The sequence below is a fragment of the Streptomyces sp. NPDC079020 genome, assembly GCF_044542225.1.
GTDB lineage: Bacteria > Actinomycetota > Actinomycetes > Streptomycetales > Streptomycetaceae > Streptomyces.
Genome location: NZ_JBITUB010000031.1, coordinates 21,577 through 43,465, shown reverse-complemented (window position 1 = coordinate 43,465; position 21,889 = coordinate 21,577). Strand labels below are relative to the sequence as shown.

Below are 21,889 nucleotides of genomic sequence, written 5' to 3'. Positions count from 1 at the left end.
GCGTCAAGAACTCCATGATCACTCAGGCTCGTGCCTGCCTTGCGTTCGGGCCCGGCTGGGCAGCCCCGCCCACCATTTGCCGGTCGCTCTAAGGGCGACGATCTCCTTGTACGGCGCGTCACTGCCGATCGCGACGGCGGTGTGGGTCATGACATCACTGACGGTGTAGCGCGAGGCTGGCATCACGTGCTCCCAGAGGGGTGAGGATCTACAGGCCGCTCCCGCGCGGGGCATAAAGGTCCAGCAGCCGCACACGGGCGGAGAAGAGATGGTGGGCGAGCATCTGTCCGACGAAGTGGTCCAGGGCGAAGCCGGAGCTCGGACCAGCGTCCATCATCATGCGCACGGTCGCCGCGTCGAACTCGTCCGCTCGTGCCCGTGTCATGGCCTCGGCTCCGAAATGCCAGTGGTACGGCTCGAACAGCCACGACCAGCCAAGCAGTTCGCCCGCGCTGACGCTGTCGACCACGGCCGGCCGCTTGCTCTGGGAACGCGGACGCCCAGGGTGACCGTCCCCGTACGGACGATCCAGAACCGATCGGCGTACCCGTCTTCCTCGAACAGCCGGGTCCCTTCGGGGAAGTCCACCGGGCTGGCGCACTGCAACGGCCGGTCACGCTGGTCGGCGGAGAGAGCTGCGGTGAGCCGTGGATTAGGGGGAGTGCTCATCTGGGGCCTCCTGAGCCGTGTCCACTCCCAGTCTGGCCTCGTTCCGTGATGGACCAGGAGGGCCGGATGGCCCCCTTGGGGCCCTCTTCGGCCCGTGCGAGGGGTATCAGGCCCGCCACTGGCGTCCCGCCGTGTGCGGCACGCATCGGATTCTTGATCACAAGCTCGACGCCGCCTGAGCGACCTTCCGGCATGTGTCTGAGGAAGGCCGCCCGGGCCGGGTGGCGGTCAGGCTGTGCCGAGTCCGCGCACAAGAAGTGGTACGTCAAGCTGGATATCGAAGGCCTGCGGGGCCGCTCGGACTTGGAGTGGCCTGGTCGTGGCGGAGGGTGGGGCGCGTGAGTTTTTGTGAGCTGTGGGAGTGTGAGGCGCGTGAGTGACACAGAGACGCAGACGATGAAGTACCAGGTAGATGGCCCTGAAGATGCGCCTTGGTTGGTGATCGGTCCTAGCCTCGGCACTACATGGCACATGTGGGACCGCCAGATACCCGAGCTGTCCCAGCACTGGCGCGTCTTCCGGTACGACCTGCCCGGCCACGGGGGTGCCCCCGCCCACCCGGCCACCGCCGTCGGCGACCTGGCCGACCGGCTGCTCGCCACGCTGGACGGCCTCGGCGTCCAGCGCTTCGGGTACGCGGGCTGCTCCATCGGCGGCGCGATCGGTGCCGATCTCGCCCTGCGGCACCCGCACCGGGTGGCCTCGCTGGCCCTGGTGGCCGCCTCGCCCCGGTTCGGCAGCGCCGACGAATTCCGCCAGCGCGGGGTGATCGTCCGGACCAACGGACTGGAGCCGATGGCCCGTACCGCCCCGGAGCGCTGGTTCACCCCCGGCTTCGCCGCCGCCCAGCCGGCCATCGTCGAATGGGCCGTGCAGATGGTCCGCACCACCGACCCCGGCTGCTACATCGCCGCCTGCGAGGCGCTCGCAGCCTTCGACATCCGCGGTGAACTCGGCCGCATCGGCGTTCCCACCCTCGTCCTGGTCGGCGCGGAGGACCAGGTGACCGGCCCCGCCGAGGCGCGCACCCTGGTCGCGGGCATACCGGACGCCCGGCTCGCCCTGGTCCCCGGCGCCTCCCACCTCGCCCCCGTCGAGCAGCCCGCCGCCGTCAGCGACCTGCTCCTGATGCACTTCTCCACGTCCTGGCAGGACACCATCGCCGCCATCCCGGCGCCGCCCGTCGCCCCGGCACTCTCCGCCCCCGTCATGCCCGTGGCGGAGATCGCCCCCGCCGCCGTCCGTCCCGACGCGGGCGCGGCGGGCCGCGGCGAGGCGCACGCCAACGCCGTGAAGGTGCGCCGCGAGGTGCTGGGCGACGCCCATGTCGACACCGTGAACGCCTCGGCCGACGCGTTCACCGAGGACTTCGAGGATCTGGTCACCCGGTACGCCTGGGGTGAGATCTGGACCCGGGAGGGCCTGGACCGCAGGACCCGCAGCTGCGTCACGCTCACCGCGCTGGTCGCCTCCGGCCGCCTCGAAGGCCTCGCCGCCCATACGCGGGCCGCGCTGCGCAACGGGCTCACGCCCGCCGAGATCAAGGAGGTCCTGCTCCAGACCGCCGTGTACTGCGGCATTCCGGCCGCGGGGGCCGCCTTCGCCATCGCGCGGTCCGTGATCCAGGAGGAAACCACGCCGCCCGCGTAGCAGGATGGGCGGCATGAACGCATCGCCTCTCACGCTGACCAAGAAGACGCACTCCTGCATCAGGATCGAGAAGGACGGGCAGACGCTCGTGATCGACCCCGGCGGCTTCTCCGAGGACGACGCCGCGATCGGTGCCGACGTCATCCTGGTCACGCACGAGCACCCGGACCACTTCGACGAGGCGCGGCTGCGGGCCGGTCTGGAGGCCAGCCCGGCGGCCGCGGTCTGGACGCTGGCCAGTGTGGCCCGACAGCTCTCGGCGGCCTTTCCCGGCCGGGTGCACACCGTGGGCCACGGAGACACCTTCACCGCCGGCGGGTTCGAGGTGGCCGTGCACGGGGAACTGCACGCCGTGATCCACCCGGACATCCCCAGGATCACCAACATCGGTTTCCTCGTGGACGGCTCCGTCTTCCACCCCGGGGACGCGCTCACCGTCCCCGACCGGGCGGTGGACACCCTGCTGCTTCCGGTGATGGCCCCGTGGAACAAGATCTCGGAGGTCATCGACTACGTACGGGAGGTGAAGCCGCGGCGCGCCATCGACATCCACGACGCCCTGCTCACCGATCTCGCGCGGCCCATCTACGACAACCAGATCGGCCGCCTCGGCGGGGCCGGTCACGGCCGGATGGCGCCGGGGGACACCACGGAGCTCTGAGCGCCCGGCCGGCCGCACCGCCCGGCACGGGGGCGACTGTCAGTGGGACCGGCTAGGTTTGCTGCCATGCGCATCGCCACCTGGAACGTCAATTCGATCACCGCCCGGCTGCCGAGGCTGCTGGCCTGGCTGGAGAGCACCGGCACCGATGTGCTGTGCATCCAGGAGACCAAGTGCACGGCCGAGCAGTTCCCCGCGGACGCGCTGCGGGAGCTGGGCTACGAGTCCGCGGTCAATGCCACGGGCCGGTGGAACGGGGTCGCGCTGCTCTCCCGGGTCGGCCTCGACAACGTGGTCATGGGACTGCCGGACGGCCCGGAGTACGACGGTGCCCAGGAGCCGCGGGCCATCTCCGCGACCTGCGGTCCGGCCCGTGTCTGGTCGGTCTACGTGCCCAACGGCCGCGAGGTCGAGCACGCCCACTACGCCTACAAGCTGCGCTGGCTGGAGGCCCTTCGCGAGGCGGTCGCCGCGGACGCCGCGGGCGCGCTGCCGTTCGCGGTGCTGGGCGACTTCAATGTGGCCCCGGCGGACGAGGACGTCTGGGACCCCGCCCTCTTCGAGGGCGCCACCCATGTCACCCCCGCCGAGCGGGCCGCCCTGGCGGCGTTGCGGGAGACGGGGCTGAGCGATGTCATGCCCCGTCCGCTCAAGTACGACCGTCCGTACACCTTCTGGGACTACCGCGAGCTGCGCTTCCCGAAGAACAAGGGCATGCGCATCGACCTGGTCTACGGAAACGCCCCGTTCACGGCGGCGGTCAAGGACAGCTACGTCGACCGCGAGGAGCGCAAGGGCAAGGGCGCGTCCGACCACGCCCCGGTCGTCGTCGACCTCGACCTCTGACCGGCGGCGACAGAATCTGCTGACAACCGTAGGTTGACACCTCAGGGGTGTCAACCTACGGTTGACGTATGACGCAGCCTCTTCCCGCCACGCCGTCCGTACGCCTCGACGACCTGATCGCGGCCATCAAGAACAGCCACACCGACGCCCTGGAGCAGTTGTCGGGCGCGGTCGTCGCCGCCGACCACCTCGGTGACGTCGCCGACCACCTCATCGGCCACTTCGTGGACCAGGCCCGCCGCTCCGGCGCCTCCTGGACGGACATCGGCCGGAGCATGGGGGTGACCCGGCAGGCCGCCCAGAAGCGCTTCGTGCCCAAGAAGACCGACGCGAGTGCCGGTTCCGCCTCCGACCTGGACCCGAGCCAGGGGTTCGGCCGCTTCACCCAGCGCGCCCGCAACGTCGTCATGGCCGCCCACAACGAGGCCCAGGCCGCCCGGCACGCCGAGATCCTCCCGGCCCACCTGGTGGTCGGCCTGCTCGCCGAGCCCGAAGGGATCGCCGCCCGGGTCATCGCCGCCCAGGGCGTGAGCCCGGACGACGTCCGCACGGCCGCGGCCGCCGCTCTGCCTCCCGCTGCGGACGAGGTGCCCGAGCTGATCCCGTACGACGCGGATTCCCGCAAGGTCCTGGAGCTGACCTTCCGTGAGGCGCTCCGGCTGGGACACAACTACGTCGGCACCGAGCACGTCCTGCTGGCCCTGCTGGAGTTCGAGGACGGCTCCGGTGTGCTCACCGGCCTCGGCATCGGCAAGGACGCCGCCTCGGCCGCCGTCGAGAACGCCGTGACCGAAGCGGCCGCAGCCCTGTGGCAGCAGGAATCCTGACCGACGCGCGCGGCGGCGGGTTCAGTGCACCGAGAACCCGCCGTCGACGAAGATCGACTGACCGGTGACATAGCCCGAGCCCCGGCCCGCCAGGAACACCGCCGCGCCCGCGAAGTCCTCGGGCAGCCCGTTGCGCCCGGTCATCGTGCGGGCGGCCAGGGCCGCCACCTTCTCCGGGTCGGTGGAGAGCCGCTCGTTGAGCGGGGTCATCACGAAGCCGGGCACCAGCGTGTTGCAGGTGACGCCGTACGGCGACCATGCCTCCGCCTGCGAGCGGGCCAGCGACTCCAGGGCGCCCTTGGACACCCCGTACGCCCCGCTCTGCACGAACGCGCGGTGAGCCTGCTGCGAGGTGATGTGGATGATCCGTCCGAAGCCCCGCTCGGCCATGCCCGGCCCGAAGCGCTGTCCCAGCAGGTAGGGCGCCTTCAGATTCACGGTCATCGTGGTGTCCCAGACGTCCTCGTCCAGCTCGCCCATCGGCGGGCGCAGATTGATCCCGGCGCAGTTCACCAGGATGTCCGGCTCCCCGAAGGATGCCGCCGCCGCCTCGGCACCCCTGCGCACACCGTCGGCGGTGCTCAGGTCGGCGCTCACCCAGGCCGCCCGGCAGCCCTCGGCCGTCAGCTCGTCCACCGTCGCGGCCAGCTCCGCCTCACGGCGCGCCACGACGACGACACCCGCCCCCGCACGGGCGAGGGCTCCGGTGATCGCCCGGCCGATGCCGGAGCTGCCGCCGGTCACCACGGCGACCCGGCCCTCCAGGGAGAACAGTTCGGACAGATAGGTCTGCGAGATCATGTCCGCACCCTAAGGGCTGTCCCGCGACCCCGGATGCCGGGTCCCGTGACCGGGTCGGGTGTCCCGCGCAACCCGATCCGGGTGTCGGATCGGCAACGGCCGCGCGCCTTGTGGTGCGGAACGTGGCGAGGATGGGACCCTAGTGGTATGAACATCCCTTTCTTGGACAACTGGCGTAAGCGTCAGGGCGGTACGCACGGAGCGGCGCTCGCGGCCGCTGTCGAAGTGGATCCCGACGGCGTGGCCGAGCTGCTCGCCGAATGCGAACTGCTGCGCGTCCGAGCAGGGCAGAACGGCCTCGAACTCGACGACAGCCCTGCCTCGTTGACCGCGCTCGACCAGCTGCCGCCCCGCTGGCGCGACGACCCCGAGGAGCTGCCCTGGCTGGGCAACGACGCCGGCCTCTACCTGGGAACGGTCCTCGTGCGCACCGTCCCCGGCGCGGTGTGGGACATCTGGCCGAGCGGCCGGCCCGTGGTGCGCCTGGTCTCCGGGCGCGAGATCGATGTCGTCGAGGCCGGTCTCGACTGGGCGATGGCGGGCAGCCCCGAGCTCTCCCAGGTGTACGCGGAGTCCGCCGAAGGCTGACCCCGCCGCCCGGCCGAGATAAACAGCCTTATGTGCCATTTACGCGTGTCGGGTGCGAAGTCCCTTATCGGGATGGATAGTTTGCGCTGACCTCGACACAGCGACAAGTGGGTAGGGCAGCGTATGGCCGTCGATCCGTTGATCGAGCTGCGGGACGTCAACAAGCATTTCGGAGAGTTGCACGTCCTGCAGAACATCAATCTCACCGTCGGCCGCGGGGAGGTGGTGGTGGTCATCGGCCCGTCCGGATCCGGCAAGTCAACGCTCTGCCGGACGATCAACAGACTCGAGACGATCGAGTCGGGCCACATCAGCATCGACGGCAGACCCCTCCCGGAGGAGGGGAAGGGGCTCGCGCAGCTCCGGGCCGAAGTCGGCATGGTCTTCCAGTCGTTCAACCTGTTCGCACACAAGACCGTGCTGGCCAATGTCTCGCTCGCCCAGCTCAAGGTCCGCAAGCGCAAGAAGGACGAGGCCGACAGACGCTCCAGGGAGCTGCTGGAGAGGGTCGGCCTCGCCTCGCAGGCCGACAAGTTCCCCGCGCAGCTCTCCGGCGGCCAGCAGCAGCGCGTGGCCATCGCCCGCGCCCTGGCCATGGACCCCAAGGCGCTGCTGTTCGACGAGCCCACCTCGGCGCTCGACCCGGAAATGATCAACGAGGTGCTGGAGGTCATGCAGCAGCTCGCCCAGGAGGGCATGACCATGGTCGTGGTCACGCACGAGATGGGCTTCGCCCGTTCCGCCGCCAACCGCGTCGTCTTCATGGCCGACGGCTGCATCGTGGAGGACCGCACGCCGGAGGACTTCTTCACGTCCCCGTCGAGCGACCGCGCCAAGGACTTCCTGTCCAAGATCCTCAAGCACTGACGGGAGGCCCCATGTTGCGTACGACGAACTCGCGTACGAGAAGGTCCCGTACCGGGACGAAGGCAGCCGCTCTGGCCGGTCTCCTGCTCGCCGTGCTCGCGGCCGGGTGCGGCAAGGAGGGCAGCCCGCCGGTCAAGGGCCCGAAGCCGGAGGCGCTGCCCCAGTACACGGTCGACACCGGCTTCGAACTGCCCGAATCCCCGACCTGGGAGAAGGCCAAGCGGCGGGGCCACCTGGTGGTCGGCGCCAAGGAGGACCAGCCCTACCTGGGCGAGAAGGACCCGGCCACCGGGATCTACTCCGGCTTCGACATCGAGATCGCCCGTATGACAGCGGCCTCGCTCGGCTTCGCACCGAAGTCGGTCCAGTTCAGGACGATCGCCTCGGCCAACCGCGAGACCGCCCTCCAGAACGGGCAGATCGACTACTACGTCGGCACCTACACCATCAACGACATGCGCAAGAAGCTCGTCGGGTTCGCCGGCCCCTACTACCTGGCCGGGCAGGGGCTGCTGGTGCGCACCGACGAGAACGACATCCACGGGCCGCAGGACCTGGCGGGCAGGACCGTGTGCTCGGCGGCGGGCTCCACCCCGTACCAGCGCATCGCGGCCGACTACCCCAAGGCGGACCTCGTCGCGTACGACACCTACTCGATCTGTGTGGACAACCTGCTGACCTTCCAGGTCGACGCCGTCACCACCGATGACGCGATCCTGCTCGGCTTCGCGGCGAAGGCACCGGAGGAGATGAAGGTCGTCGGGAAGCCGTTCTCCGAGGAGCCGTACGGCATCGGTGTGCCCCGCAGCGACAACGCGCTGCGCGCCGCGATCAACGACGCGCTGGAGGCCAACGAGAAGAACGGCAACTGGAAGAAGGCGTTCGAAGCGACGCTGGGCCTGTCCGGAGTGCCCGCGCCGAAGCCGCCGCCCATCGACCGCTACCCGGCGACCTGAGGGGACGGCCGCACATGGATGTACTGACAGAGAACTTCTCGCTCTACGGCGAGGGCTTCCTCGGCACCGTCGAACTCACCGTCTACGCCTCGGCCCTGGCGCTGGTCCTCGGCTTCGTCATGGCCGCCTGCCGGGTGGCGCCGGTGGGCTCCTTCCGGGCGCTCGGCACGGTCTGGGTCACCGTGCTCCGCAACACCCCGCTCACCCTGCTGTTCTTCGCCGTCCTGCTCGGACTGCCGCGCTTCGGACTGGTCCTGCCGTTCAAGGTCTTCGCGGTCCTCGCGCTCGGCTGCTACACCTCCGCGTTCATCTGCGAGGTGCTGCGCTCCGGCATCAACACCGTGCCCACGGGGCAGGGCGAGGCGGCGCGCAGCCTGGGGATGACCTTCGGACAGACCCTGAGCGGTGTGGTGCTGCCGCAGGCCTTCCGCTCGGTGATCCCGCCGGTCGGCTCGACCCTCATCGCCCTGGCCAAGAACTCGGCGATCGCGGGCGCGTTCAGCGTCACCGAACTGCTCGGCACCTACAAGACGCTCAATGAGCTGGGCTACAGCATCATCTGGACGTTCGTCTGGATCGCCGTCGGCTATCTGATCATCACCCTGTCCATCAGCGCGCTGTTCAACGTGCTGGAGAAGCGCTGGGGAGTCGCCCGATGACCGCCCACGCCACACCCTCGGCGACCGCCCTCTACGACATCCCGGGCCCGCAGACCCGCAAGCGGCACTTCCTGTACGGGGTCGGCTCCACGGTCCTGATCCTGGCCCTGGTCGGCTGGGTCGTCTATCTGCTCTTCGACACCGACCAGTTCACCAGCGAGAAGTGGACGCCCTTCGAGTACAAGGGCATCCAGGAACTGCTGCTGCGCGGGCTCGGCAACACCCTCAAGGCGTTCGCGTACGCCGCGGTGCTCTCGCTGGCGCTCGGCGCGGTGCTCGCCGTCGGCCGTCTCTCCGTGCACCGGCCGGTGCGCTGGATCGCGACGCTGCTGGTCGAGTTCTTCCGGGCCATGCCGGTGCTGGTGATGATCTTCTTCATCTTCGTGGCACTGAAGGTGCAGCCGCTGCCCGCCCTGGTCGCCGGACTGACGCTCTACAACGGCTCCGTCCTCGCGGAGGTGTTCCGCACGGGCGTCAAGTCCGTGGAGCGCGGCCAGGGGGAGGCCGCGTACGCGCTCGGCATGCGCAAGACGCAGGTCACCACCTTCGTCCTGGCACCCCAGGCGGTACGCGCCATGATGCCCACCATCATCAGCCAGCTGGTGGTGGCTCTGAAGGACACCTCGCTCGGCTATCTGATCACCTATGAGGAATTTCTCCACGCGGGAAAGCTGATCGCGTCGAATCTCGACTACGATCTGCCCTTCATCCCCGTGGTGATGGTGATCTCACCCATCTACATCGGGCTGTGCATGCTGCTTTCGTGGTTCGCCACCTGGGTGGCGAAACGGCAGCGGCGCAACCCGAAGACCGAGGCGGTGGGTGTTGCCGAGGCCGAGCCAGGGACGCTGCTGCCGCGAGGGCAGTAGCCGGGCAGTGCCCGCCCGGCGGCAGCCGGTGATCACTTCTCGCGCGGCGGTACCGGGAGGCACCCCGGATCCGTGCCGGGCGAGGAGAAGGTCAGCTGCGCGCCGGTCGGGTTGTGCTCCACGTACAGCGGATCGACGGTGCCGGTCACCGGGGCGAGCCGGTGACCGGCCGGGACGCCGTAGGCCGTGGAGAACGGTTCCGGGTCCACGGGGAACGGCTGGCCGGTCTGCCCGCGGAACGCGCGGGAGGCCTCGCCGACCGGTCCGCCGAGGCCGGGCGGCCCCACGTCACCAGGACGGACGACGTGGGTGCCGCTCTCCTCGGTGCCGGTGACCGTGGGGCGCGGCGGAACGCGGCGCACCCGCGATCACTTCAGCGCGCTCTTCGCCTGCCAGTCGGCCCAGGAGACGTTCCACGCGCCGTAGCCGTTGCCCTCGGCCACCGTGCCCTTGGCGTCGGCCCCGGTGATCTCGAACGGGTCACCGACCCGCACCTGCCCGTACAGCGAGGCGGCGTTCGCGTCGCTCATGCCCACACAGCCCGAACTGTGGTTGGCGCGGCCGAAGTACGCGGTGTTCCACGGTGCGGCGTGCGCGTACATGCCCGACCAGGTCAGGCGCATCGAGTAGTCGACCATCTTGTCGTAGGCGTCGCCGAGCCCGACCGTCTCGGAGCGCATGTTGATCGTGCCCTCCTTGGACATCAGGACGGCCGTGCCCCGCCAGGACGCCTTGTCGCCGCCCGGGGTGCCCGCCGACATCGGGACGTCCAGGACCTGCTTGCCGTCGCGCTTCAGAGCGAGGCGGTGGTTGTCGAGGTCGACCTCGACCACCTGGGCGGAGCCGATGGTGAACGTCGTGGCGTAGTCGCGTACGAACCAGCCGCCCGCCGCACCCGTGTCGATGCCGTTCAGCTCCGCGTCCAGGGTGACCTTCGTACCGGGCTTCCAGTACTCCTTCGGCCGCCAGTCGACCCGGTCCTTGCCGGAGTAGTCCTGCAGCCAGCCCCAGGAGCCCTCGGTGTTGTCCGAGGTGGAGACCTTCAGGACCTTCTCGACGGCGGCCTTGTCCTTCACCGGGTTGTCGAAGACGATCGACAGGGGCTGGCCGATGCCGACCGTGGTGTTCTTCCCCGGGGCGAGGGTCAGCTTGTTGACCTTGTCCGCCGCCGCCGTGGTGAACCCGGCCCGGTCGCTGCCACCGTCCTTGTCCTGGGCCTCCACGGTGTACGCGGTGCCGGGCGCCGCGACCCGCGCGGACGTCCAGCTCCTGCCGTCGGCCGATATCCGCCCGTTGAGCGCCTCGCCCTTCGCGCCGGTCACCGTGACCTTCTTCAGCTCGCCCCGCGCCAGCGTCACCTTCACCGGCTGTCCCGCCGCGGCCCGTGTGCCCTTCAGGTTCACCGAAATGCTGGTGTCCGGGTTCTTCGCCGATCCGGCCACCTGCTCCGAGGAGGCGGCTGTCCCGCCCGAACAGGCGGTGAGTGCGGCGCCGAGCACCACGACCGTGCCGATCAGGGTGTGCCGGGCCGGACGGCCGGCCGGAACGGATCGGCGTATGCGCCGGCGTGCAGAGCTCAACGGAAAAACCTCCAGGACATGTGCTTCTCGTCAGGAGAGAGGCATCGCCCCCGACTCCGGGTTCCGTAAATCCCCGGATATTCCGGAATTCCCTGTGTGAGATGGACCGCAGTGCGCCGGAGGTACGGGCACAGGTGTGCGACGTGGGCGGGGTACCCTCCCCCTTCGACCCCGACGGCCCTCGTGCGGACCGCCGTGCCGGCACCCTCCGGCAGCTGCGGCGAGGCCGTCGGGACCCTCGGAGACCGGGAGACACATCAGTGGGCGGATCCGTCGGCAGCACCCTTTGCCGGGCGGTGCCCGGCAGCCCGGCCCGCCGATGACGGCCACCGGAGCGGGCCCCTCGGTGACGGGCGGCGGGGACACCCCGGTGAGGTCCGGCTCGGTGCATCGCAGCGGCGCCGTGATGGCCGCGGGCGTCAACGCCGTGGTGGCGGCGGGCCGGGCGGGGCTGGGACGCCGCTGAGGGCGGGCTCAGGTGACGGGCATCCGGGTTCTTGCCCGAGGCGGTCCTGACGATCGGGGCGGCACGGGGCTACCCTGCGCGGACTGTCGTTTACTGGAGGTTCGCATGCGCCGTTCAGTCGGGCGTAGTACGACGTTCTTAGCCGTCCTCGCGGTTGTCGCCTCGGTCGGCGCAGCCGTCCCCGCCGGTTCCGCGCCCCTCGCCCCGACGCGTGAGGGGCCGTCCAAGTCACCCGTGGCCGTGGGGTACGGGGGCGCGGTCTCCAGCGTCGACGAGGACGCGTCGGCAGCCGGTATCGAGGTGCTCCGCAAGGGAGGCAACGCCGTCGACGCCGCCGTGGCGACCGCGGCCGCGCTCGGTGTCACCGAGCCGTATTCGGCGGGTGTCGGCGGCGGTGGCTACTTCGTCCACTACGACGCGAAGAAGCGCACCGTACAGACCATCGACGGCCGGGAGACCGCACCGCGCAGCGCGGACGCCTCGCTCTTCCTGGAGAACGGGAAGCCGATCCCGTTCGACGACGCCGTCACCAGCGGCCTCGGAGTCGGTACCCCCGGCACCCCGGCGACCTGGGAGAAGGCGCTGGAGACCTGGGGCACCAAGTCGCTGCGCACACTGCTGAAACCGGCCGAGCGGCTGGCCCGCGACGGATTCGTCGTGGACGAAACGTTCCGCTCGCAGACCGCGGGGAATCAGGCCAGGTTCGCCGACTTCCCGGCCTCCGCCGAGCTGTTCCTGCCCGGCGGCCGGCTGCCGGTGGTGGGTTCGGTCTTCAAGAACCCCGACCTGGCCCGTACCTACGAGGAGCTGGGCCGGGAGGGCATCGACGAGCTGTACCGGGGCGAGCTGGCCGACGACATCGTCCGCACGGTCCGCCGGCCCCCCGTCGACCCGGAGGCCACCCGTGAGGTCCGGCCGGGCGATCTGACGGGCAGGGACCTGAAGGCCTACCGGGTGCTGCGGCGGGACCCGACGAAGGTCGGATACCGGGGGCTCGACGTGTACGGCATGGCGCCGTCCTCGTCCGGTGGTACGAGTGTCGGCGAGGCGCTCAACATCCTCGGGTCCACGGACCTCTCGCGGGCGAGCAAGGTCCAGTATCTGCACCGGCTGATCGAGTCGAGCCGGATCGCGTTCGCCGACCGGGGGCGCTGGGTCGGTGACCCGGCGTTCGAGGACGTACCGACGCGCGAGCTGCTGAGCCGGCGGTTCGCCGACTCGCGGGAGTGCCTGATCAAGGACGACGCGGTGCTGACCAGCCCGCTGGCCCCCGGCGACCCGCGTGATCCGAAGGCCTGCGCGAGCGGGGGGACGGCGGCCCCGACGACGTTCGAGGGGGAGAACACCACCCATCTGACGACCGCCGACAAGTGGGGCAACGTCGTCGCGTACACCCTGACCATCGAGTCGACCGGCGGCAGCGGCATCACGGTGCCGGGCCGGGGCTTCCTGCTCAACAACGAGCTGACCGACTTCTCCTTCGCGCCCGCCAACCCCGCGGTCCACGACCCGAACCTGCCGGGGCCGGGCAAGCGCCCGAGGTCGTCGATCTCGCCGACCATCGTGCTGAAGCACGGCAAGCCGGTGCTGGCCCTGGGCTCCCCGGGCGGCGCGACCATCATCACCACCGTGCTCCAGTCGCTGACCGGCCATCTCGACCGGGGGCTCCCGCTGGTCGATGCCATCGCGGCGCCGCGCGCCAGCCAGCGCAACTCGCCGGTCACGGAGATCGAGCCGGGACTCTGGGACAGCCCCGTGCGGGCGGAACTGGAAGCGCTCGGGCACGTCTTCAAGCCGAACCCGGAGATCGGTGCGGCCACCGGAGTGCAGCGGCTGCCGGACGGCCGGTGGCTGGCGGCGGCGGAAAAGGTGCGGCGGGGCGGCGGCTCGGCCATGGTGGTGCATCCGAGCGGCAGGCACTGACCTCCGCCCGGACGCGTCATGGCCGGCGGGGCCGGTACGGAGCGACACCACGCGACGTACCGGCCCCGCAGCCTTGGCGGCGGCGGTTCAGGAAGGGCTCCCAGGAGCCCTTCGGCCCAGTGGAAAGGCGCTCTCGCACGGTGCGTACCCGAACGCTCGCTCTGACCGCGGCCTGCGGTGCCGCCCTGCTCGGCCCGGCGGCGCTGCCCGCCACGGCAACCGGCCCCGCGACCGGTGGCACCGGTTCGGCCCACCGGCCGGCCGGGGCCGCGGCGGGGCCGGTGACCGCCTCGGCGCTGCTGGCCGGGACGGCGTCCTGTACGCGGATCTCCCGCGGCGCCTACCGTACGGACGCCCACCGGCCGAAGGCGACCGTCCCGGTGTGCGGCACGAGGAGTGCCGTGTTCTGGAAGGCGGACATGGACATCGACTGCGACGGCCGGGAGACCAAGGCCTGCAACCGGAGGACCGACCCGTACTTCCTTCCGGAGACGGCCTTCCGGACGTCCCGCGGCAAGCCGCTGGACTCGGCCGCGCTGCCGTACGTGGTGGTGCCCGCGCCCGGTTCCGTCTGGGACTACCGAAGGTCCGGGATCTCCGGCGGCAGCGTCGTCGCGGTCGTCCACCGGGACCGGGTGCGCTACGCCGTCGTCGGTGACACGGGCCCCAGCGGCATCAGCGGGGAGGCTTCGTACGCCACCGCCGAGGCGCTCGGCCTCGACCCCGATCCCCGGACCGGTGGCACGGACTCCGGTGTCACGTACCTCGTGTTCAGGAACTCCCGGGTCTCGCCGATCGAGAGCCGCACGAAGGCGGCTGCCGAGGGTGAGGCCCTGGCCAGGAGGTTCCTCGACGGCGAGTGAGCGCGGTGACGGTCACCCGCGCCGCATCACAGTGCCGTGAGGATGCGGGGGCCGTCGTCGGTGATGGCCACCGTGTGTTCGGCGTGTGCCGCCCGGCTGCCGTCATCGGTCCGCAGCGTCCAGCCGTCCCGGTCCGGATGGAACACGTCGCCGCCGCCGCCGATCAGCATCGGCTCGATCGCGAGCACCATTCCGTGCCGCAGCGGCATACCGCGTCCGGGCCGCCCCTCGTTCGGGACACCCGGGTCCTCGTGCATCGAACGGCCCACACCGTGACCGCCGAATCCTTCCGGGATGCCGTAACCGGCCGTCCGGCAGACCGAGCCGATGGCATGGGAGATGTCACCGATCCGGTTGCCGACGACCGCCGCTGCGATGCCCGCCTCCAGCGCGGCGAACGCCGTGTCGATCAGCCGGGTGTCGGCGGGGCGCGCCCGGCCCACCGTGAAGCTGATCGCCGAGTCGCCGGCCCAGCCGTCCAGGACGGCGCCCGCGTCGATGCTCAGCAGATCGCCGTCACGCAGCCGGTAGCCGGTGGGGATGCCGTGCACGATGGCGTCGTTGACGGACGCGCAGATCACGGCGGGGAAGGGGGTGGGTGCGAAGTGCGGCCGGTAGTTCAGGAACGGCGAGGTGGCCCCTGCCTCGCGCAGGACATCGCGGGCCGTTTCGTCGAGTTCGAGGAGGGTGACACCGACCGCCGCCGCCTCCTTCGCGCGGGTCAGCAGCTGGGCGACGATGCGGCCGGTCTCGCGCATCGCCTCGATGGATGTGTCTGTCTTGAGTTGCACCATGCCAATTACTATACCGGTCCGAGCGGTATTAGAATGACGGCATGGTACGTACGCCACTGACACCCGAAGAGCGCCTGCGCGGCGAACGGCTCGGCTCGCTGCTCCGCGAGGCGCGCGCCGGACGCAGCATGACCGCGGTCGCCGCGAGCGCCGGAATCTCCGCCGAGACCCTCCGCAAGATCGAGACCGGCCGGGCCCCGACCCCCGCCTTCTTCACCGTCGCCGCACTGGCCGGGGCGCTCGGGCTCTCCATGGACGAACTGCTCACCCGCTGCGCGCCGGAACCGGAAGCGGTGCCCCTGATCGCCTGATGGCGGCCGTCGCGCGCCCGCCAGGAATCGCGGGGCAGCCGTTAGGGTCACGCGTGTGACTCTCCAGGACTTCGCCCGCAGCGAGTACGTCAGCCTGACCACCTACCGGAAGGACGGCACCCCCGTCGCCACGCCCGTCTGGGCCGCGGCCGACGATGAGGTGCTGTACATCTGGACCCGCTCCGACTCGTGGAAGGTCAAGCGGCTGCGCAACGACACCCGGGTCCGCGTCACCGTCTGCGACGTGCGCGGCCGGATCGCGGAGGGCGCGCCGAGCGCCGAGGGCACCGCGAGGCTGCTCGACGAGACGGGGACCCGGGCGGTGCGCAAGGTGCTGGCCCGCAAGTACACCTGGAAGTTCTGGCTCGTCGACTGGCCCGCGACGGCCGTACGGCTCGGCAAGCGCCCGCACACCGGTATCGCCGTCACCTTCTGAGGGCCGCGGGTCCGCGTCACGAAGGGGGCGGCCGGGTACGCCCCGCACCCCGTCCCCCGGCCGCTTCCCGCACGGCCCCGGGGGAACGCGAAGGGGACTTGGCTCACGCGCTGCGGGTGGCGGGCGTCGCGGGGGGCCAGGGGAGCAGGAGCAGGCCCGCTCCCCGAGGCACCCGGCCGCCGTACCTTCCGCCGCCGCACCGCCCGCCGACGCACCGCCCGCCGCTCATCACCCGACGTACCCCGCCCGCCGTACCTGCCCCGACGTACCTTCCGCTGCGCACCGCCCGACGCACCGCCCGCCGCTCATCACCCGACGTACCCCGCCCGCCGCACGGGACCCGCCGCTACCGCACCTCGTCGGTGGTGCGCCGGTACGTCGACCGCCGGTCGTCGATGTCCGCCCAACGGTCCCCGTACACCGTCTCCCTGATGTCCGGTGCGCGCAGGAACTCGTGCGGGAAGCCCAGGGGCACCGCGCTGACCTCGTCCAGCCGCTCGACCGCGCCCGGGTCCAGCCCGACGTCCAGGCAGGCCAGGTTGTCGGTCAGCTGGGCCTCGGTGGAGGCGCCGATGATCGGGACGATGTTGCCGGGACGGCCGCGCAGCCAGGCCAGCGCGACCTGGGCCGGGGTCCAGCCGCCCCGCTCGGCGATCTCCACGACCGCGCGGACGGTCCCGTGCTCGCGCCGGGCCGTGTCGTCCAGGCCGTCCGCCGCGGCCGGGGGAGCGTGGTCCACGGCGTGGGTGCCGGTGAGCCGGCCGCGGGCGAGCGGGCTCCACGCGAACACGGTCTGGTCGAAGGCGCGGGCCTGCGGCAGCAGTTCGCGTTCCGGCGTCCGCTCCAGGAGGCTGTAGCGCAGCTGCGAACCCGCGAACGCCGTCCATCCGCGCAGCTCGGCCAGCGTGCTCGCCTGTGCGATCTCCCAGGCGGGCCAGTCCGATACCCCGACGTACAGCACCTTTCCGGCGCGCACGAGATCGTCGAGGGCCCGCATCACCTCCTCGACCGGGGTGAAGTTGTCCCGCGCGTGGACCCACAGCACGTCGAGCCGGTCGGTGCGCAGCCGGCCGAGGCTCGCCTCCACCGAACCCACCAGGTTCTTCCGGTGATTTCCGGCGGAGTTGACGTCGCCGGGGGCTGTCGCGCAGGTGTACTTGCTGGCGAGGACGAGGGAGTCGCGGCGGGTGCCGAGGACCTCGCCGAGGACGGATTCCGAGGTGCCCCGCGCGTAGATGTCGGCGGTGTCGAGGAAGTTGCCGCCCGCCTCCAGGTAGGTGCCGATGATCCGGGCGCTGGTGTCGCGGACGGACCGGGGGTCCGGCTCGTGGCTGCCCAAGGTCATGGCGCCCAGCGCCAGCTCGCTGACGCGCAGCCCGGTCCTCCCGAACAGTGTGTAGCGCACGAAGGTCCCCTTCGGTCGGTGGTGCCCAGGACGGTCCTCGGAGGCTATGAGCTGGAGTGCACTCCAGCACAAGCGGAATCGGTACGGCGTTGGCCGTGGGAGGCCGCCTTGTGGATCATGTCTGACCCGTATGGACCGCTCGGGTGCGAAACATGATCGACTCCACCGGTTCACGGCGATGGTCTTGCCCCACGGTGTGGCGGGGCTTACGTTCTCCTCCAATGCACATGTCTACGTGCGTAGAAATGCGTAGAGGCTCTCGGACGCCGCGTCGAAGGAGCAGTTCATGTCCCACGTCGTACGCGCCGCACTTGTCCAGGCGACCTGGACCGGCGACACCGAATCCATGATCGCCAAGCATGAGGAACATGCGCGCGAGGCTGCCCGGCAGGGGGCGCGGATCATCGGGTTCCAGGAGGTGTTCAACGCCCCCTACTTCTGTCAGGTGCAGGAACCCGAGCACTACCGCTGGGCCGAGGCCGTGCCCGACGGGCCGACCGTCCGGCGGATGCAGGACCTGGCCCGCGAGACCGGCATGGTGATCGTCGTGCCGGTCTTCGAGATCGAGCAGACCGGTTTCTACTACAACACCGCCGCGGTGATCGACGCCGACGGCTCGTACCTCGGCAAGTACCGCAAGCACCACATCCCGCAGGTCAAGGGCTTCTGGGAGAAGTACTACTTCAAGCCCGGGAACGTCGGCTGGCCGGTCTTCGACACGGCTGTGGGCAAGGTCGGTGTGTACATCTGCTACGACCGGCACTTCCCCGAGGGCTGGCGCCAACTCGGACTCAACGGAGCCCAGTTGGTGTACAACCCGTCGGCCACCTCGCGCGGTCTCTCCGCCCATCTCTGGCAGCTGGAGCAGCCCGCCTCCGCCGTCGCCAACGAGTACTTCATCGCCGCGATCAACCGTGTGGGCCAGGAGGAGTACGGCGACAACGACTTCTACGGGACGAGCTACTTCGTCGATCCGCGCGGCCAGTTCGTCGGCGATGTGGCCGGTGACAAGGAGGAGGAACTCCTCGTCCGCGACCTCGACTTCGGGCTGATCGAGGAGGTCCGCCAGCAGTGGGCGTTCTACCGGGACCGCCGGCCGGACGCGTACGACGGGCTGGTGGAGCCGTGACCGGTCTGCACGAGCGCCATCTGGCGGTCAGCCCCGACTGGATGGCGCTGTACTACCGGCGGCCGCTGGAGCTGACGCACGGCGAGGGGCGCCACGTCTGGGACGCCGAGGGCAAGCGGTACCTCGACTTCTTCGGGGGCATCCTCACCACCATGACCGCGCACGCCCTGCCCGAGGTCACCAAGGCGGTCGCCGAGCAGGCCGGGCGCATCATCCACTCCTCGACGCTCTACCTCAACCGCCCGATGGTGGAGCTCGCCGAGCGGGTCGCCACGCTCTCCGGCATCCCCGACGCCCGCGTCTTCTTCACCACCTCGGGCACCGAGGCCAACGACACCGCGCTGCTGCTCGCCACCGCGTACCGCAGGTCCAACCAGGTCCTCGCGATGCGCAACAGCTACCACGGGCGCTCGTTCGCGGCGGTCTCCATCACGGGCAACCAGGCCTGGTCGCCCACGGGTCTGTCACCGTTGCAGACGCTGTACGTCCATGGCGGCGTCCGCAGCCGCGGGCCGTACGCGGAGCTGAGCGACGCGCAGTTCATCAAGGCGTGCGTCGCCGATCTGGAGGACCTGCTCGGACACACCCGGGAGGCCGCCGCGCTGATCGCCGAACCCGTCCAGGGTGTCGGCGGCTTCACCTCGCCGCCCGACGGGCTGTTCGCCGCCTTCCGCGAAGTCCTCGACCGGCACGGCATCCTGTGGATCTCCGACGAGGTGCAGACCGGCTGGGGCCGCACCGGTGACCACTTCTGGGGCTGGCAGGCGCACGGCGAGCACGGGCCGCCGGACATCCTGACCTTCGCCAAGGGCATCGGCAACGGCATGTCGATCGGCGGGGTCGTCGCCCGCGCCGAGGTCATGAACTGCCTGGACGCCAACTCCATTTCGACGTTCGGCGGTTCCCCGGTCACCATGGCCGCCGGACTCGCCAACCTCTCGTACCTCCTGGAGCACGACCTCCAGGGCAACGCGCGGCGGGTCGGCGGACTGCTCATCGAACGCCTCCGGGCGATCGGCGCGCGTTCCTCGTGCGTACGGGAGGTGCGCGGCCGGGGCCTGATGATCGGCGTCGAACTGGTGAAGCCCGGCACCGACGAGGCGCACCCGGAAGCCGCGGCGGCGGTGCTGGAGGCGGCCCGCGAGGGCGGGCTGCTCATCGGCAAGGGCGGCGGCCACAGCACCAGTGTGCTGAGGATCGCCCCGCCGCTGTCGCTCACCGTGGCCGAGGCGGAGGAGGGCGCCGAGATCCTGGCGGAAGCCCTGCGCGCGGCGGACTGAGGGGCCGGGGCCCGGGGCGGTGCGGCCCCGGGACCCGGCTCACCGGCCGGGCGGCGTACCGGCGCCGCCCCGGCCGTCGGTTCAGCCCCGGTGACCGGTGGGGCGGGTGAAGGTCCAGGGTGCGGACCGGGTCCAGCTCCCCGTGGTAGGCCAGGTCCCGGTGGCGCACGTCGGTGACCGTCAGCACGGCCTCGGCGATGTTCCGGCCCACGACGGCCCGGAGGCGGACCGAGCCGTCCTTGCCGGTGATGCCGGTGAGCCCGCGCACCGTGCCGCCGGAGGCCAGTTCCGCCGTGACCTTCGCCCCGCGCACCGGCCTGCCTTCGGCGGTCCTGACCACCGCCTTGGCGGTGACCGTCCACGGGGACGCCGAACCGGGCCTGCCGAGCAGCTCGGTGTGCGCCTTCAGGGACGCGACCGCGAGCTGCGAGGGCGGGTCGGGCTGGCCGAGGGCGACCCGGTCGGCGGTCCAGAACGCGCTGTTCGTGCCGGTGTGACGGAAGCTGAACCGCGCTGTTCTCGCCCCGGCCGGGACATCGAGCCCCAGTCGCTCGACGGTGTTGAAGTTCGCCCGGTAGGACTTCACCGGCTGCGGGGCGCCGCCGTCGTAGGAGACGTACACATCGCCGGTCTGCGGTCCGTCGACGCGGTAGTCCGTCGCGTACGAGAGGTTCGCCGTCGCCGCGCCGTTCAGCCGGTACGCGGGGCTGATCAGGGTCGAGTCGAACTGTCCGGCGCCGTGCGCCTTGTCGTCCCATTCGTCGGAGTCCGCGACCGCGAAGACGTCGCGGGCCCGGACACCGGTCTCACGGCCCTGGCCGAGCTCGGCATTCGTCCAGAACTCGTCGGTCGCGAAGGACCAGCCGCGCCACTCGGTGACGCCCCCGGCCGGCATCCGCGCATTGTCGATGCTCCAGCCGTCGGGCGAGGTGTTCGTCCAGCCCTTGGTTCCCGCCGGGAGCTTCGTCTCGTCGACCGGGGCGCGCAGCGAGCCGCGCAGCGCGTCGAAGGCGTCGGGCTTCAGCTCGGCGAGCGCGGTGCCGTCCAGGTTCCAGGCGGGGGCGGTGGCGACGCCCTCGTGGCGCAGGACGGTGGGGGCGATATCGGTGATCTTGACATCGTGCCGGACCGAACCGGGCGCGATGCCCTTGCCCCGCGCGATCACGAACGTGCCGCGCTCACCGGGGGAGTTGCCGCCGTGGCCGCCGGCCGGGGTGTGGCCGTGGTCGGAGGTGATGACGACGAGCCAGTCCTCCTGGGCGTACGTGGGGCGGGAGGCGACGGCGTCGAGCAGCCGCCCGATCCGCGCGTCGGCGACCCCCAGGGCCTTGAGGCAGGCGTCGCTGCCCGTCCCCGAGCTGTGGCCGGCGCCGTCGACCTCATCGAGGTGGACGAAGGCGGAGTCGGGGTTTCCGTGCGCGAGGTAGTCCTCGGCCTTCGCGGTGGTGCCCGCGTCGTCGCCGCCCGCGATGCGCAGGTCGGTGGCGGCGCCGAAGACGATCCGGGGGATCGGGTTCCAGGTGCCGGCGACCAGCGTGGAGGTCGCCGGGTCGGCGGTCTCCGGACGGGTCGCGTAGTCGGGGTACCGCCCGTACTCGGGCGCGGTGAAGTCGTTGTCCTTGACGTTGTGCTTGTCCGGCCAGACGCCCGTGGCGATCGAGGACCAGCCCGCGCCGGAGACCGTCGGGGCCATGGGGTCGGCGAACAGGCTGCTGCGGGCCGTCAGCCCGGTCGACATCAGCTTGTCGAGGTTCGGTACGAAGGCCCGTCCGAAGGTGTCGATCGAGGCGCCGTCAACACCGATGACCAGGGTCTTCGCCTGCTTCGTACCGGACGGCAGACCGGCGTACGAAGCGGTGGTGGCGGCCTTGGACTCCTCGGCGTGGGCGGCGGCGGTCAGGGGCAGGGTGACGGCCAGGACGGTGGCCGCGGCCACCGCGGTACGCGCGGAGCGCGAGATGTGCACGTGATCCTCCGGGATCGGTGGGACGCGCCGGACTCCGGGGTGTCCGGCGACGTGTCAGAGATTCGCCGTCGGTGGTGAGCGCCTCGCGCCGGTTGCGGGGCCAGTCGATGAACCGCACCCGACATGTGGACCAGACCCTTCATCATTTCGTTATCCAATCCCGCCGAAGTGACGGCGGAAGGCTGTGCACCGCACCCGGGGCACTCGCAGCGCAGGCACCTCGTCCCCCGCCTCGCGCCGCATCGCATCGCAGCGCGCCACGCGTTGGGCCGGTGGGGTGTCGCGGGCGGGAAACCGAAACGTCTTCATCGGTTGACGGCAGTGGTATTGCCACAGTGGGCAA

Annotated in this window: 21 protein-coding genes and 2 pseudogenes; 16 read left to right on the top strand and 7 right to left on the bottom strand. The window is 70.9% G+C overall.

Features of this window, described 5'->3' with window-relative positions; genetic code table 11:
* Positions 1-208: 208 nt before the first annotated feature.
* Positions 209-669 (bottom strand): annotated as a pseudogene (locus ACIGJO_RS35225) (Crp/Fnr family transcriptional regulator).
* A 396-nt stretch (positions 670-1,065) separates the two neighbouring features.
* On the opposite strand from ACIGJO_RS35225, the gene ACIGJO_RS35220 reads away from it, so the two are divergent.
* From ACIGJO_RS35220 to ACIGJO_RS35205, 4 genes are all read left to right on the top strand, one after another.
* Positions 1,066-2,319 (top strand): alpha/beta fold hydrolase, encoded by a 1,254-nt coding sequence (locus ACIGJO_RS35220; RefSeq protein ID WP_399965425.1) that lies wholly within the window; start codon positions 1,066-1,068, stop codon positions 2,317-2,319.
* A gap of 13 nt (positions 2,320-2,332) precedes the next feature.
* Entirely contained in the window at positions 2,333-2,980 is a 648-nt protein-coding gene (locus ACIGJO_RS35215) for an MBL fold metallo-hydrolase (protein WP_399965423.1), read from the top strand.
* A gap of 66 nt (positions 2,981-3,046) precedes the next feature.
* Entirely contained in the window at positions 3,047-3,826 is a 780-nt protein-coding gene (locus tag ACIGJO_RS35210) for an exodeoxyribonuclease III (protein ID WP_399965421.1), read from the top strand.
* A 68-nt stretch (positions 3,827-3,894) separates the two neighbouring features.
* Entirely contained in the window at positions 3,895-4,653 is a 759-nt protein-coding gene (locus tag ACIGJO_RS35205; RefSeq protein WP_399965419.1) for a Clp protease N-terminal domain-containing protein, read from the top strand.
* 21 nt (positions 4,654-4,674) lie between these two features.
* On the opposite strand, the gene ACIGJO_RS35200 is transcribed toward ACIGJO_RS35205, so the two are convergent.
* A complete protein-coding gene (locus ACIGJO_RS35200) occupies positions 4,675-5,454 on the bottom strand; it encodes an SDR family NAD(P)-dependent oxidoreductase (protein ID WP_399965416.1) in 780 nt (259 codons plus the stop codon).
* Positions 5,455-5,601: 147 nt separating this feature from the next.
* Here ACIGJO_RS35200 and ACIGJO_RS35195 point away from each other — a divergent pair, with 147 nt between their 5' ends.
* From ACIGJO_RS35195 to ACIGJO_RS35175, 5 genes are all read left to right on the top strand, one after another.
* On the top strand, positions 5,602-6,042 hold the full coding sequence (locus tag ACIGJO_RS35195; protein WP_399965414.1) for a DUF6278 family protein: 441 nt from the start codon (positions 5,602-5,604) through the stop codon (positions 6,040-6,042).
* 123 nt (positions 6,043-6,165) lie between these two features.
* Positions 6,166-6,909 carry an amino acid ABC transporter ATP-binding protein gene (locus ACIGJO_RS35190; protein WP_399965412.1) on the top strand — a complete coding sequence of 248 codons (744 nt, stop codon included), beginning with the start codon at positions 6,166-6,168 and terminating at the stop codon, positions 6,907-6,909.
* Positions 6,910-6,920: 11 nt separating this feature from the next.
* A complete protein-coding gene (locus ACIGJO_RS35185) occupies positions 6,921-7,865 on the top strand; it encodes a glutamate ABC transporter substrate-binding protein (RefSeq protein WP_399965410.1) in 945 nt (314 codons plus the stop codon).
* Positions 7,866-7,879: 14 nt separating this feature from the next.
* Entirely contained in the window at positions 7,880-8,524 is a 645-nt protein-coding gene (locus ACIGJO_RS35180) for an amino acid ABC transporter permease (protein ID WP_399965408.1), read from the top strand.
* The gene (locus tag ACIGJO_RS35175) at positions 8,521-9,393 is read left to right on the top strand and encodes an amino acid ABC transporter permease (protein WP_399965405.1); all 873 of its coding nucleotides are present in this window, start codon (positions 8,521-8,523) and stop codon (positions 9,391-9,393) included. The genes ACIGJO_RS35180 and ACIGJO_RS35175 overlap by 4 nt, the downstream gene beginning before the upstream one ends.
* 32 nt (positions 9,394-9,425) lie before the next feature.
* Here the strand turns inward: ACIGJO_RS35175 and ACIGJO_RS35170 are convergent.
* A pseudogene (locus ACIGJO_RS35170) lies at positions 9,426-9,731 on the bottom strand (acyl esterase); the annotation flags it as partial.
* Positions 9,732-9,761: 30 nt separating this feature from the next.
* Entirely contained in the window at positions 9,762-10,973 is a 1,212-nt protein-coding gene (locus tag ACIGJO_RS35165) for an Ig-like domain-containing protein (protein ID WP_399965403.1), read from the bottom strand.
* 319 nt (positions 10,974-11,292) lie between these two features.
* Between ACIGJO_RS35165 and ACIGJO_RS35160 the strand changes: the two genes are divergently transcribed.
* The 3 genes from ACIGJO_RS35160 (at position 11,293) to ACIGJO_RS35150 (ending at position 14,225) form a co-directional block, all read left to right on the top strand.
* Positions 11,293-11,439: a hypothetical protein gene (locus tag ACIGJO_RS35160; protein WP_399965401.1), complete on the top strand. Its 147-nt coding sequence runs from the start codon at positions 11,293-11,295 to the stop codon at positions 11,437-11,439.
* Between the two features lie 105 nt (positions 11,440-11,544).
* The gene (ggt, locus tag ACIGJO_RS35155) at positions 11,545-13,362 is read left to right on the top strand and encodes a gamma-glutamyltransferase (RefSeq protein ID WP_399965399.1); all 1,818 of its coding nucleotides are present in this window, start codon (positions 11,545-11,547) and stop codon (positions 13,360-13,362) included.
* 140 nt (positions 13,363-13,502) lie between these two features.
* Positions 13,503-14,225: a glycoside hydrolase family 75 protein gene (locus tag ACIGJO_RS35150; RefSeq protein ID WP_399965396.1), complete on the top strand. Its 723-nt coding sequence runs from the start codon at positions 13,503-13,505 to the stop codon at positions 14,223-14,225.
* Positions 14,226-14,251: 26 nt separating this feature from the next.
* Here ACIGJO_RS35150 and map read toward each other — a convergent pair whose 3' ends face one another.
* Positions 14,252-15,019: a type I methionyl aminopeptidase gene (gene map / locus ACIGJO_RS35145; RefSeq protein WP_399965394.1), complete on the bottom strand. Its 768-nt coding sequence runs from the start codon at positions 15,017-15,019 to the stop codon at positions 14,252-14,254.
* Between the two features lie 41 nt (positions 15,020-15,060).
* On the opposite strand from map, the gene ACIGJO_RS35140 reads away from it, so the two are divergent.
* On the top strand, positions 15,061-15,330 hold the full coding sequence (locus ACIGJO_RS35140) for a helix-turn-helix domain-containing protein (RefSeq protein WP_399965392.1): 270 nt from the start codon (positions 15,061-15,063) through the stop codon (positions 15,328-15,330).
* A gap of 55 nt (positions 15,331-15,385) precedes the next feature.
* Positions 15,386-15,766 (top strand): PPOX class F420-dependent oxidoreductase, encoded by a 381-nt coding sequence (locus tag ACIGJO_RS35135; protein ID WP_399965390.1) that lies wholly within the window; start codon positions 15,386-15,388, stop codon positions 15,764-15,766.
* Between the two features lie 346 nt (positions 15,767-16,112).
* Here the strand turns inward: ACIGJO_RS35135 and ACIGJO_RS35130 are convergent, their stop codons facing one another.
* Positions 16,113-17,171 carry an aldo/keto reductase gene (locus tag ACIGJO_RS35130; protein ID WP_399965388.1) on the bottom strand — a complete coding sequence of 353 codons (1,059 nt, stop codon included), beginning with the start codon at positions 17,169-17,171 and terminating at the stop codon, positions 16,113-16,115.
* A 286-nt stretch (positions 17,172-17,457) separates the two neighbouring features.
* Between ACIGJO_RS35130 and ACIGJO_RS35125 the strand changes: the two genes are divergently transcribed.
* Entirely contained in the window at positions 17,458-18,300 is an 843-nt protein-coding gene (locus ACIGJO_RS35125) for a nitrilase-related carbon-nitrogen hydrolase (RefSeq protein ID WP_399965385.1), read from the top strand.
* Entirely contained in the window at positions 18,297-19,580 is a 1,284-nt protein-coding gene (locus ACIGJO_RS35120) for an aspartate aminotransferase family protein (protein WP_399965383.1), read from the top strand. The genes ACIGJO_RS35125 and ACIGJO_RS35120 overlap by 4 nt, the downstream gene beginning before the upstream one ends.
* Here ACIGJO_RS35120 and ACIGJO_RS35115 read toward each other — a convergent pair.
* The gene (locus ACIGJO_RS35115; RefSeq protein ID WP_399965381.1) at positions 19,516-21,546 is read right to left on the bottom strand and encodes an alkaline phosphatase family protein; all 2,031 of its coding nucleotides are present in this window, start codon (positions 21,544-21,546) and stop codon (positions 19,516-19,518) included. The genes ACIGJO_RS35120 and ACIGJO_RS35115 overlap by 65 nt on opposite strands.
* Between the last annotated feature and the right edge of the window lie 343 nt (positions 21,547-21,889).